The sequence below is a fragment of the Conyzicola sp. genome (genome assembly GCF_046714715.1).
GTDB lineage: Bacteria > Actinomycetota > Actinomycetes > Actinomycetales > Microbacteriaceae > Conyzicola.
Genome location: NZ_JBKKAD010000175.1, coordinates 1 through 12,389, shown reverse-complemented (window position 1 = coordinate 12,389; position 12,389 = coordinate 1). Strand labels below are relative to the sequence as shown.

Sequence of the window (12,389 nt, the reverse complement as noted above, 5' to 3'; positions counted from 1 at the left end):
ACTCGGACGACTGCTCGATCCGGATGCGCCCGGAGCCCGCGTGCTCATCCGCCCCGCGGTGAACGACATGTTCCGGCAGGGTTCCGACGAGGCGTGGCGCGACGGCTACGAGGCCGGCCGCGCCGCGGCCTCCAGGCCCCCTGAGCCCTCCTCGTCCCCTGGGCCGCCCGCGTCCCCTGAGCCCCCTTCGGTCCCTGAGCTTGTCGAAGGGCGCCCGACCCGCGAATCCGCCCGCAGCGCGATCGGCCGCGCCGCCGTCGAGCAGTTCGAGTCCACACCCCGCAACACGGGCATCCGCAAGACCGGCAAGCCCGTCGCCGAGTCGCACGTGGTCGAGCCGACCCGCGAGTGGGTCGTCGTCATTCCCGTGAAGGGAACGCCGGAGTCCAAGTCGCGGTTCGGCGACGAGCTGCCCGACCGTGGTGCACTGGCACTCGCGATCGCCCTCGACACGACCACCGCGGCACTCGCCGCAGAGTCGGTCGTCGGTGTGATCGTCGTCACCAGCACCGCGGTCGCTAACGCCTTCGACGAACTCGACGCGCTCGTGGTCGTCGAGGAAGAGCCGGCCGGCCTCGCCGCCGCGGTCGCCAGCGGCATCGAGCTGGCCTCCGAACTGGGTGCTCCGGGCCGTGGCATCGCCGTGCTGCTCGGCGACCTGCCGGCACTCTCGCCCTCAGAGCTCGACGGAGCGCTCGCGCTCGCCGCGCGCCACGACCGGGCGATGGTCGCCGACGCGGAGGGCAGCGGCACGGTGCTCGTCACCGCGGCCGACGGCGCGACCCACGCCGCGGCGTTCGGCCCGGGTTCTAGCGCGGCGCACGTTGCCGCCGGTTATGCGCTGCTCGAGCTGCCCGGCGACTGGGGCCTGCGCAACGACGTCGACACCTACCACCAGCTCACCGCGCTACGCCCGCGAGTCGGTGCGCGCACCACCGCAGCCCTCGGCGGCTAGCTCCCGAGCCGGAGGCCAGCCCGGGATAGTGCACTTGTGGTGGGTGCCGGGTACGTCGCACCCGCCACAACTGCACTTCCGGCGCGCGGCCAGTGCCAGTGCCGGCGCCGCTGTACGGCTAGACCGCTAAGGCCTCGGCGGCCAGCCGCGCGCTCGTCTCCGGGGTGCTCATCCACAGGGGAACGGCGCGTGCCGTGATGCCCGCCGCCTCGATCGTGGCGAGAGCCGCGGCATCCGTCTCGTCGATGAGCCAGGCATCGAGCAGTCCGCCGGCCGACCGCGCCCCATAGTGCAGCGCGACGGCCTCGGCGCTGGTCTCGACGCCGATCGCCGCGAGGCAGGCGTCGGCCATGCCGCGCACGACGGATCCCGCGATGATGGGCGATACGCCGACGACGCGGGCGGATGTCGCGGCCAACGCCGCGCGGATGCCGGGTATACCGAGGATCGTGCCGATCGACACGACCGGGTTCGACGGCGCCACCAGCACCACGTCGGCCTCCGCGATCGCCTCGAGCACGCCCGGCGCTGCGGTCGCGGTCTCGACGCCGCGCTGCACGAAGCCGAGGGCGGGCAGGCTCGCGCGGTGGCGGGTCCACCACTCCTGGAAGTGCAGTTCGTCGCCCTCGACCAGCACGTGCGTCTCGACCTCCTGGTCGGTCGCGGGCAGGAGCCGCACGCCGAGGTCCCAGCGGGCGGTGATGCGCTCAGTCACGGCGCTGAGCGGCTGGCCCTCACGAAGCAGGTGGCTGCGGGTGAGGTGGGTGCCGATGTCGAGGTCGCCCAGGGTGAACCACGGCCAGCCGATGCCGTAGGCGCGCAGCTCGCCGCTGACCCGCTCCGTCTCGCCGACGCGTCCCCAGCCCCGCGTCTCGTCGTTTTCGCCCGCGAGCGTGTACATGATCGAGTCGAGGTCGGGAGCGATGCGCAGGCCGGTGAGCCACATGTCGTCGCCGGTATTCACGATCGCGGTGATCTGTGCCCCCGGCAGGTTCGAACGCACGTGTTCGCGCAGGCCGCGCAGAAAGCGGGCGCCGCCGACGCCGCCGGAGAGCACTGTAATTTTCATTTGTTCACGATAGTCGCCGGCGCCGCGCGTTCCGACGGCCCCGATGCTCTGCGGATTCTCAGGGGGCAGATCGCTCATCTTCTGGCACACTCATAGGGTGAACACCATTGTGGGGCAGTTCGAGTCCGGGCACGAGGCGGTGTCGGTCGCGGCAGCGCCCGCGATGAGCATCGAGGAGTTCTTCCGCGCGTCGCGCGCGATCGTCGATTCCGTCGAGACCGTCATCGACGGCAAGCGCGAGGCGATCGAGATGGCGCTCACCGTCATCCTCGCCGAGGGCCACCTTCTCATCGAAGACGTTCCGGGCGTGGGCAAGACGATGCTCGCGCGGGCGCTGGCGAAAAGCCTGGACTGCTCGGTCTCGCGCATCCAGTTCACCCCCGACCTGCTGCCGTCCGACATCACGGGCGTCTCGATCTACAACCAGGTCGACCGCGAGTTCGAGTTCAAGCCAGGGCCGGTCTTCGCGAACCTCGTGATCGGCGACGAGATCAACCGGGCGAGCCCGAAGACGCAGTCGGCCCTGCTCGAGTGCATGGAAGAGCAGCAGGTCACCGTCGACGGCACGACCTACGCGTTGGCGACGCCGTTCACCGTGGTGGCCACCCAGAACCCGATCGAGATGGAGGGCACCTACGCGCTGCCCGAGGCGCAGCGCGACAGGTTCATGGCCCGCATCTCGATGGGCTACCCCGACTCGAACGCCGAGATCGCGATGCTGCGGTCGCGCGAGACCCGCAGCCCGCTCGAAGACGTGGCGCCGGTCGTCTCCGGGCAGCAGCTCGCGGCGATGATCGTCACCGCACGCAACGTCTTCGTCAGCCAGGCCGTCGAGCAGTACGTCGTGCGCATAGCGCAGGCCACGCGCAGCGACTCCGAACTGCGCCTCGGTGCCAGTCCGCGCGCCACCCTCCAGCTCGTGCGGGCCGCGAAGGTGCGGGCCGCCCTCGACGGCCGCGAGTTCGTGCTGCCCGACGACGTGAACGCGATCGTCGCACCCGTGCTCGCCCACCGCCTCATCGCGGCGAACAGGTCGGGCGGCGTAGCGAGGGCGAGCGTCGCCGAGATCGTCGCTCGCATCGTCGCACACACGCCGGTTCCGCTCGGCACCGTCGGCCGCTAGGGATCACCGAATGGCATCTTCGGGCACGCGTCGCCGCGCGACCGGGCTCACGAGGCGAGGATGGGGAATCGTCGTAGCGGCGATCGTGCTCTTCGTCGGCGCGTACATTCTCGGCAGCCCTCAGCTGCTGTTCGCGGCCTGCCTGCTCGGGGCGCTCGTCGCGCTGTGCGTGCTGCTGGTGCGTTTCCGCTCGCCACGCCTGTCGGCCGCGCGGCGGTTCGATCTCGACGTCGTCTCGGTCGGCGGCCCCGTGACCGTCTCGATCGAGGTGACGAACGACACGACGGGCCGCAGCGCGAGTGCCCAGTGGCGCGACCGCCTGCCGTGGGGTTCCGGCAGCACCGACCCGGCGCCGCTCAGGTCGCTGCCCTCCGCCCGCTATACCGCCGCCGGCAGCACCCGACTCGAGTACGTGTTGCACCCGCCCGCGCGCGGCATCGTCGACATCGGGCCGGTCACCGTGGAGCGGTTCGACCCCTTCGGCCTCACCCACAACGCGGTCGAGGTCGGTGAGGCCCGCCAGCTCATCGTGGCGCCGCGGGTCACCGACCTGAGCGGCAGCGGGTTCTCGCTCTCCGGCGGCGACGGCTCGGTGCGCGCGAGCCGCCGCAATGCCGCCGGCAACAACGACGACCTCATGACGCGCGAGTACCGCTCCGGCGATGCCCTGCGCCGCGTGCACTGGCGCGCTACGGCCAGGCACGGCGACCTCATGGTGCGCCAGGAGGAGGAGAGCAGCTTCCCCACCGCCCGGGTGATCGTGGACACGCGCGACAGCGGATACGCCACCCCCGAGTCGTTCGAGTGGGTGCTCGGCATGGTCGCGTCGCTCGGCGTGCACCTCGTGGGCGAAGGCTTCCTGATCCAACTGCGCGAGACCGGCGCGTCCCAGCTCGTCGCCCCGGTCGAGGCGGGCGGGGGCACCGGCCACGACATCGACTTCCTCACCTCCCTCGCCAGCGCCCGGCCCTCCCCGGACTATCTCGGCTCGGGCGTGCCCACGACCGCCGACGTCGACATGCACGGGCCCGTGTTCGCCGTGCTGTCGCGGCCGTCGGACGACACGTTGCGCTGGGTGGCGGGCCAGCGGGCCAGGCACGAGCACGGAGTGGCGCTCGTGGTGGACGACGCGCAGTCGGCGACGGTGGAGTCGCTCACGCGCGCGGGCTGGCAGTGCGTCTCGGTGCGGGTGACGGATGACCCGGCGGACGTCTGGGCGGCGGCCCTCGACGACGGCTCCGGCGGAAGCGAGAACTACCACCGCGCCAGGTTCGGAGACGTCGATGGCCGGCAGTAGGCGCGGACGCACGCTGCGGCCGACGATACCGACGGCGGCGTCGAGCGGGGCCACGGCGGTGGCGGTGGTCGTCGCGCTCGGCGGCCTCAACCAGCTGCTCGTCGGCGGACTGTGGTGGCTCATCTCGGGAGCCGTCGCGGTGCTCGTCGTCATCGCGATCGGTGCGGTGCGTTACGGCACCCGGCGTCCCCTGGTTCCGACGGCCGCGGGTGCGGTCGCACTGGTCGTCGTGCTCACCCTCTTCTTCGCCGCCGATACGGCGCTGCTTGGCCTGATCCCGACGCCCGCCACCGTCGGCCGGTTCGGCGACCTGCTCGTGAGCGGAGCCGCATCGATCCAGGAACAGGGCGTGCCCGCCACGGCCGTGCCGGGCATCCTCTTCATCCTCGGGCTCGGAGCCGGCCTCGTGGCGTTCTCGATCGACACCTTCGTGATGGTCGCCCGCTCGCCGGCGCTCGCCGGTATCCCGCTCATCGCGATCGTGGCCGTTCCCGGTTTCGTCGACCCGGACTTCACCGACCCGTTCTATTTCGTGCTCGCCGGGGCCACCTGGTTGCTCATCCTCTACGTGGCATCGCCGCGAACCCAGCCGGCGGTGGCCGTCGGGGTCGGCGCCGTCGCCATGGTGGCAGCGCTCGTCATCCCCGTCGCGCTGCCCGAGGTCGAGCCCGTGGAGACGTCAACCCCCGGCGACGGCTACGCCACGGGCCTCAACCCGATCATCGACCTCGGCGACGACCTGCGTCGGCCCGACGCGGTGGTCGCGCTGACCTACACGACCACGTCGGAGGAGCGGCAGTACCTGCGCATGGCCACCCTCGACGACTTCACCGACTCGGCGTGGGAGCCGACGATCGGTTCGGGCGACCCCGACGGCGACGACGGCCCCGAGGAGATCGCGGCGGCGCCCGGACGTGCGGGCGACGTCGCGGTGGTCGAGAGCACGACCGAGATCTCCATGGGCAACGTGCGGGGGCGCTGGCTGCCCGCGCCCTATGCGCCGAGAAGCATCACCGGTCTCGTCGGGCGCTGGGTCTGGGATCCGGAGACGCTCAACGTGCGGTCGGAGCGCTCGTCGGTGCGCGGGCAAGAGTACGTCGTCACGTCGGAGGCCGCCGTGCCCACCAGCGACCAGCTGCGCGCGGCCGACCCGCTCGTGGCCGCCGACTTCCAGGCCTACCTCGAGCTGCCGGACGGCCTGCCGCCGATCGTCGCGCAGCAGGCGCTCGACGTCACCGCGGGCGCCGCGACGAACTACGACAGGGCGGTCGCGCTGCAGAGCTACTTCCGCGGCGGCGAGTTCACCTACTCCGAAGACGCGCCCGTGGAGAGCGGCTACGACGGAACCGGCCCCGGGGTGATCGGGCGCTTCCTCGAGGAGAAGTCGGGGTACTGCGTGCACTTCGCGTCGGCGATGGCCGCGATGGCGCGCACGCTCGACATTCCCGCGCGCATCGGCGTCGGCTTCACGACGGGCAACGAGGTGCGCAATTCGACCACCGGCGAAGACGAGTACACCGTCACGACCGACGAGCTGCACGCCTGGCCCGAGCTGTACTTCGCGAACGTCGGCTGGGTGCGTTTCGAGCCGACCGTCGGCCGCACGAACGTGCCGCAGTTCAACGAGGCCGTCGTCGACGACCCGGCGACGCCCGACATCGATGAATCGACCGCGACACCCGCTCCGACCGCGGCACCCGAAGGCGTCGCGCCCGACCGTGGCGACGCGGGAGCCGTGCCGGAGGGCGGTGCCGACGCCGGCCCCGACTGGAACGCCATCGTGCTCGGCCTCGCCGCGCTCGCGCTGCTCGGCGTGCTCTCCGTGCCCGCCTTCGCCCGCTTCGCCAAGCGCCGGGCGCGAGTCCACGACCTCCACCACGGCTCGGCGCTCGGCGCCTGGGAGGAGGTTCAGGACACCGCGCTCGATCTGGGCTGGCAGCTGACCGACGCCGAGACGCCGCGCCAGTTCGCCGACCGCCTCACCGTCGACCGCGACACCCGCGAGTTCGGCGCGACAGGCCCGGTCGGCGGATCGCCCGTCTCCGACCCCGCGGCCGTTGCCGCGCTCGAGCGCCTGCGGGCGGCCGTCGAGCTCGAGTCGTTCGCCCGGTCGGGCGGCGAGAGGGCGGCACGCGCGGAGTCCGCGTCCGCGACCGCCGCAGACCTGCACGCCGTGCTGCTCGCCCTGCGGGCCGGGGTCGACCGACGCGTGCGTCTGCGCGCGGCGCTCGCGCCGGCATCCGTTCTCGCTCGCTGGTTCGCGGTCGGGGCGCGCTGGCGCAACCAGCGCTGACCCGCCGACCCGCAGCCCAGCCCGCCGATCAGAGGGGCAACGAATCGACGCTCAAGCGGGTGCTGAAGGTCGGTTGTTTGCCCCTCGTGTCGCCGGCGAAGCCAGTCAGGCCCTGGCCGCCGCGGCCAGCAGGCCGGCGAGAGCGTCCGCGCCCTCGGCCACGAGTCCCGCCGTGACCCGCACGAAGTCGCCCGGCGTCGTGAGCGGAGCGGCGAGGAACGGCGCTCCCGGAGCGACCCGGATGCCCGCGGCCGCCAGCTGCACCACGGCGTTGCGCTCGTCGTTCACGGGCAGCCACAGGTTAATCCCGTCGGGCACGGGCATCACGACGCCGTTCGCAGCGAGCGCCGCACCCAGCGCCGCCTGACGTTCGCGGTAGGTCGTGCGGGCGAGGTCGAGCCCGGCGATGGTGCCCGGGTCGGTGAGCAGATCGTGCAGGACGGTCTGCAGCATGCGCGAGGTCCAGCCGGGGCCGAGGATGCGCCGTGCGACCAGCCGGTCGACGAGCTCGGCAGGGCCGCCGACGGCCGCGATGCGCAGGTCGGGCCCGTGCGACTTCGAGAAGCTGCGGATGTGCACGACCCGGTCCGGCAGCAACGAGCCCAGACTCACGTCGGGGCTCGTCGATATCTCGCCGGAGTGGTCGTCTTCGATGACGATCGTCTGGTCGGCGGTGCGCCCCGAGCGGATGATCGTGGCCAGTTCGCGGGCCCGGCCGGCGGTCATCGACACCCCGGCCGGGTTGTGGGTTCTCGGCTGAAGCACGATCGCCGAGGGGGAGAGGGCGAGGGCATCGGCGAGCGACTCGGGGCGGATGCCGTGTTCGTCGAGCTCGACCGGCACCTGTTCGACCCCGTAGTGCTCGAGCAGGTCGAAGACGGGCGGGAAGCCGGGGTTCTCGACGACCACACGATCGCCGAATCGCAGCACCAGGTCGAGCGTTCGGGAGAGGGCATCCATCGCCCCGTCGACCACGGTCAGGGCGTCCACCTCGTAGGGCCAGGACGCGCGCAGCACCCGTTCGAGTTCGGGCAGCACGGGAACGTCGTAGTAGTTCGTGGTGCCGGCCCGGGCGGGTACCCGCGAGAGCGCCGGGCCGATGTCGGGCAGCAGCAGCGGGTCGGGCGTGCCGCTCGCCAGGTCGAGGCGCGCGGCGGGCTGGTTCGCGTCGCGCAGCCCGCGCGACCGGGGAGGCAGCCAGGCGGTGTGTTCCTCGCGCACGAAGGTGCCGCTGCGGCCGCGCGAGACGATCAGCCCGACGCCGGCGAGCGCCTGCCAGGCGTGGCTGACGGTGGCGGGGCTCACGCCGAGGTCGGCGGCGAGCTCGCGCACCGTGGGCAGCCGGTCGCCGGGGGCGAGGGCGCCCGAGGTGATCAGCCGCGCGATAGCGCCCGCGATACCGCTGGGCGTGGATTCTTCGACCGCAAGCGCTACTGACTTCACGTGACCCGCCTAGTAGGTTTTACGCCAACGTCACAAGCCGAAACGTAAGAGAAATGTTTAGCGCCAATAATAACAAAAGGTAAGACCCTCCGGAGGTATCGCATGACCGTCGTACGCGCTGCAATCACCCAGACCACATGGACCGGCGACAAAGAGTCCATGATCGCGAAACACGAGAGGTTCGCGCGCGACGCGGCCGCCGAGGGTGCGCAGGTGATCTGCTTCCAGGAACTGTTCTACGGCCCCTACTTCGGCATCACCGAAGACAAGAAGTACTACCGCTACGCCGAACCGGCAGACGGCCCGATCGTGCAGCGCTTCGCCGCCCTGGCCAAAGAGCTGAACCTCGTGATGATCCTGCCGATCTACGAGGAAGACATCACGGGCGTCTACTACAACACGGCCGTCGTGGTCGAAGCAGACGGCACCATCCTCGGCAAATACCGCAAGCACCACATCCCGCACCTCGACAGGTTCTGGGAGAAGTTCTACTTCCGCCCCGGCAACCTCGGCTACCCCGTCTTCGACACCTCGGTCGGCAAGATCGGCCTCTACATCTGTTACGAACGGCACTTCCCCGAGGGATGGCGCGAACTCGGCCTCGGCGGCGCCCACATGGTCTTCAACCCGAACGCGACCAAGCCCGGCCTGTCGAACCGGCTGTGGGAGGTCGAGGGGCCGTGCGCGGCCGTGGCCAACGGCTACTTCGTGCTGCAGCCGAACCGCGTGGGCCGCGAAGACAACGAGTACGGCGAGCTCGCCGTCGACTTCTACGGCACCAGCCAGGTGATCGACCCGCGGGGCAACTTCGTCGGCGAACGGGGATCGGGCAGCGAGGAGGAGATCATCATCCGCGACCTCGATCTCGACATGGTGCAGGAGATGCGCGACGACTGGCAGTTCTACCGCGACCGTCGCCCCGACTCGTACACACTGATCGCCCGGCCGTAGGAGGACAGTCCCGTGAAGACTCTCATCAAGAACGGCACCGTGGTCAACGCGACGGGCACCGGCAGGGCCGACGTGCTCATCGACGGCGAGACGATCGCCGCGGTGCTCGCGCCCGGGTCGACACTGCTCGGCTTCGACCTCGAGGGCAACGTCGACACGGTGATCGACGCGGCCGGAAAGTACGTCATCCCCGGCGGCATCGACGCCCACACCCACATGCAGATGCCCTTCGGCGGTACCGAGGCCTCCGACACCTTCGAGACCGGAACCCGCGCGGCCGCCCACGGCGGCACCACGAGCATCGTCGACTTCGTGGTGCAGTACGCGGGCGAGAACGTGCTCGACCAGTACAAGGCGTGGCACGAGAAGGCCGCCGGCCAGTGCGCGATCGACTACGGCTTCCACCAGATCCTCTCCGACGTGCAGGACTCGTCGCTCGTCGCGATGGACGAACTCGTCGCCGAGGGCGTCTCGAGCTTCAAGATGTTCATGGCCTACAAGGGGGTCTTCCTCTCCGACGACGGCCAGATCGTGAAGGCGATGCAGAAGGGTGCCGAGAACGGAGCGCTCATGATGATGCACGCCGAGAACGGCAGCGTCATCGACCTGCTCGTCGAGCAGGCGGTCAGGGCCGGCAACACCTCGCCCTACAACCACGGACTCACCCGCCCGTGGCAGGCCGAGGAGGAGGCGACCCACCGCGCGATCATGCTGGCGAACCTCACCGGCGCCCCGCTCTACGTCGTGCACGTCTCGGCGAAGCAGGCCGTGGAGCAGATCGCCACGGCGCGCGACAACGGGCAGAACGTCTTCGGCGAGACCTGCCCGCAGTACCTCTACCTCTCGCTCGAAGACAACCTCGGCGCGCAGAGCGACGAGTGGGGTGCGTTCGAGGGGGCGAAGTGGGTGTGCTCCACGCCGCTGCGGTCGAAGGCCGAGGGCCATCAGCACCACATGTGGCAGGCCCTGCGCACCAACGACATCCAGATGGTCTCCACCGACCACTGCCCGTTCTGCATGAAGGGCCAGAAAGACATGGGGCTCACCGACTTCTCGAAGATCCCCAACGGCATCGGTTCGGTCGAACACCGCATGGACCTCATGTACCAGGGCGTCGTCGACGGGCACATCTCGCTGTCGCGCTGGGTCGAACTGACGAGCACCACCCCCGCGCGCATGTTCGGTATGTATGGCAAGAAGGGCGTCATCCAGCCCGGTGCCGACGGCGACATCGTGGTGTACGACCCCAACGGCCACACCTCGATCGGCGTCGGAAAGACGCACCACATGAACATGGACTACTCCGCCTACGAGGGCTACGAGATCGACGGCCACGTCGACACCGTGCTGTCGCGCGGCAAGGTCGTGGTCGACGACAACCGCTACCTCGGCGCGAAGGGCGACGGAAAGTTCTTCAAGCGCGGCCTGAGCCAGTACCTGATCTAGGTTTCGATACGCGAACTCGCTTCGCTCGCCTGCTACTCAACCAACGAATCGAAAGAGCACCATGGATTTCGGAGCAGTTCTGCAGACCAACCCGCCGGCCTCGCGCACGGTCGCGCTCGCCAAGCTCGCCGAGCAGCACGGCTTCAGCCACGTCTGGACCTTCGACTCGCACCTGCTCTGGCAGGAGCCGTACGTCATCTACAGTCAGATCCTCGCCGAGACCCGCCGGGTGATCGTGGGGCCCATGGTCACCAACCCGGCGACGCGCGACTGGACGGTCACCGCCTCCACCTACGCCACACTCAACGAGATGTACGGCAACCGCACGATCTGCGGCATCGGGCGGGGCGACTCCGCCGTGCGCGTGACCAACGGCAAACCGACCACCCTCAAAGACCTGCGCGAGTCGATCCACGTGATCCGCGAACTCGCCAACTCCCGGTCGGTCGAGTACAACGGTGCGACGCTGCAGTTTCCGTGGAGCGTCGGGTCGACCCTCGACGTCTGGGTCGCGGCCTACGGGCCGCTCGCCCTCAAGCTCGCGGGCGAGGTCGGCGACGGATTCATCCTGCAGATGGCCGATCTGGATGTCGCGGAGTGGATGATCACGACGGTGCGCCGGGCGGCCGAAGCCGCGGGACGCGACCCGATGGCCGTCAAGTTCTGCGTCGCCGCCCCCATGTATATCGGCGACGACTGGCAGCACATGCGCGACCAGAACCGCTGGTTCGGCGGCATGGTCGGCAACCACGTCGCCGACATCGTGGCCAAATACGGGGAGGGGTCGGCGGTTCCCAAGGCGCTCACCGACTACATCACGGGCCGCGAGGGCTACGACTACAACGAGCACGGCCGAGCCGGCAACACGCACGCTGACTTCGTGCCCGACGAGATCGTCGACCGGTTCTGCCTGCTCGGCACCGCGGACCAGCACATCGAGAAGCTGAAGGCCCTCAAAGAACTGGGCGTCGACCAGTTCGCCGGCTACCTGCAGCACGACAACAAAGAGGAGACGATGCGCGTCTACGGCGAAACGGTCATCCCCGCGCTGCGCGAGCACATCACGGCGAAGGCGTAGCCGGTGCGCCGCTTCCGCCCCCTGCTGCTCGGCGCTCTCGCCGTGCTGCTCGTCGCTGCGGCCTGGGAGATCTACAAGGCGCTCGGTCCCGCCGACGGCTGGGTGGTCGGCGCCGACGAGGCGGTGCGCAACTCCGGTCTCCGGGTGCTGCCGCGCACGAGCGATCTGGCGATGCCGCACGTGTGGGAGATGTTCGCCCGCCTGGGCGAGCCGATCACGAGCGCGCCGGCAGCCCAGCCGCTGTGGCTCGCGGTTCTGCTCGCCGCCCTGTTCAGCCTCGGCGTCGCCGCGGTCGGACTCGCCATCGCCCTCGTCGTGGGTTTCGCGCTCGCCCTGCTGATGCAGCGCTTCCGCATCGCCGAGTCGGCCGTGCTTCCCCTCGTGATCTTCAGCCAGACGGTGCCGCTCATCGCCCTCGCCCCGCTCGTGAAGGGCTGGGGCTCCAAGCTCGAGTTCGGCACGTTCGAGTGGGAGAACTGGATGTCGGTGGCCGTCATCGCCTCCTACCTCGCGTTCTTCCCGATCGCGGTCGGCGCCCTACGCGGGCTGCAGTCGCCCGACGTCATCCACACCGAACTCATGCACTCCTATGCTGCGAGCCGCTGGCGCACCCTCCAGCACCTCCGTCTGCCCGCGAGCGGGCCCTTCCTGCTTCCCGCCCTGCGCCTCGGCGCCGCCAACGCCGTCGTCGGCACGGTCGTTGCCGAAGTCTCGATCGGCCTGCCCGGCGGCAT

Annotated in this window: 10 protein-coding genes; 8 read left to right on the top strand and 2 right to left on the bottom strand. The window is 70.2% G+C overall.

All coding sequences use genetic code 11. The features are described from left to right. Positions 1-955 (top strand): 2-phospho-L-lactate guanylyltransferase (cofC, locus tag ACLQ6X_RS13990; RefSeq protein ID WP_411700766.1); only part of this gene is annotated, 955 nt, incomplete at its 5' end. A gap of 118 nt (positions 956-1,073) precedes the next feature. On the opposite strand, the gene cofD is transcribed toward cofC, so the two are convergent. Further along, entirely contained in the window at positions 1,074-2,024 is a 951-nt protein-coding gene (cofD, locus tag ACLQ6X_RS13985) for a 2-phospho-L-lactate transferase (protein WP_411700765.1), read from the bottom strand. 163 nt (positions 2,025-2,187) lie between these two features. Here cofD and ACLQ6X_RS13980 point away from each other — a divergent pair, with 163 nt between their 5' ends. Genes ACLQ6X_RS13980 through ACLQ6X_RS13970 form a run of 3 tightly spaced genes read left to right on the top strand, consistent with a single transcriptional unit; the run spans position 2,188 to position 6,737 of the window. Further along, positions 2,188-3,147, top strand: a complete 960-nt coding sequence (locus ACLQ6X_RS13980) for an AAA family ATPase (protein WP_411700767.1) — start codon at positions 2,188-2,190, stop codon at positions 3,145-3,147. Positions 3,148-3,157: 10 nt separating this feature from the next. Continuing rightward, positions 3,158-4,444, top strand: a complete 1,287-nt coding sequence (locus ACLQ6X_RS13975; protein ID WP_411700764.1) for a DUF58 domain-containing protein — start codon at positions 3,158-3,160, stop codon at positions 4,442-4,444. Then, on the top strand, positions 4,431-6,737 hold the full coding sequence (locus tag ACLQ6X_RS13970) for a transglutaminaseTgpA domain-containing protein (RefSeq protein ID WP_411700763.1): 2,307 nt from the start codon (positions 4,431-4,433) through the stop codon (positions 6,735-6,737). The genes ACLQ6X_RS13975 and ACLQ6X_RS13970 overlap by 14 nt, the downstream gene beginning before the upstream one ends. 105 nt (positions 6,738-6,842) lie before the next feature. On the opposite strand, the gene ACLQ6X_RS13965 is transcribed toward ACLQ6X_RS13970, so the two are convergent. Continuing rightward, a complete protein-coding gene (locus tag ACLQ6X_RS13965) occupies positions 6,843-8,180 on the bottom strand; it encodes an aminotransferase class I/II-fold pyridoxal phosphate-dependent enzyme (RefSeq protein ID WP_411700762.1) in 1,338 nt (445 codons plus the stop codon). Between the two features lie 102 nt (positions 8,181-8,282). Here ACLQ6X_RS13965 and ACLQ6X_RS13960 point away from each other — a divergent pair, with 102 nt between their 5' ends. The 4 genes from ACLQ6X_RS13960 to ACLQ6X_RS13945 form a co-directional block, all read left to right on the top strand. Beyond that, entirely contained in the window at positions 8,283-9,131 is an 849-nt protein-coding gene (locus tag ACLQ6X_RS13960) for a nitrilase-related carbon-nitrogen hydrolase (RefSeq protein WP_411700761.1), read from the top strand. Between the two features lie 12 nt (positions 9,132-9,143). Then, complete coding sequence (gene hydA, locus ACLQ6X_RS13955) at positions 9,144-10,577, top strand: dihydropyrimidinase (protein WP_411700760.1); 1,434 nt, start codon at positions 9,144-9,146, stop codon at positions 10,575-10,577. 61 nt (positions 10,578-10,638) lie between these two features. Then, on the top strand, positions 10,639-11,655 hold the full coding sequence (locus tag ACLQ6X_RS13950; protein WP_411700759.1) for a TIGR03842 family LLM class F420-dependent oxidoreductase: 1,017 nt from the start codon (positions 10,639-10,641) through the stop codon (positions 11,653-11,655). A 3-nt stretch (positions 11,656-11,658) separates the two neighbouring features. Further along, on the top strand, positions 11,659-12,389 hold a 731-nt coding region (locus ACLQ6X_RS13945; RefSeq protein ID WP_411700758.1), incomplete at its 3' end, for an ABC transporter permease.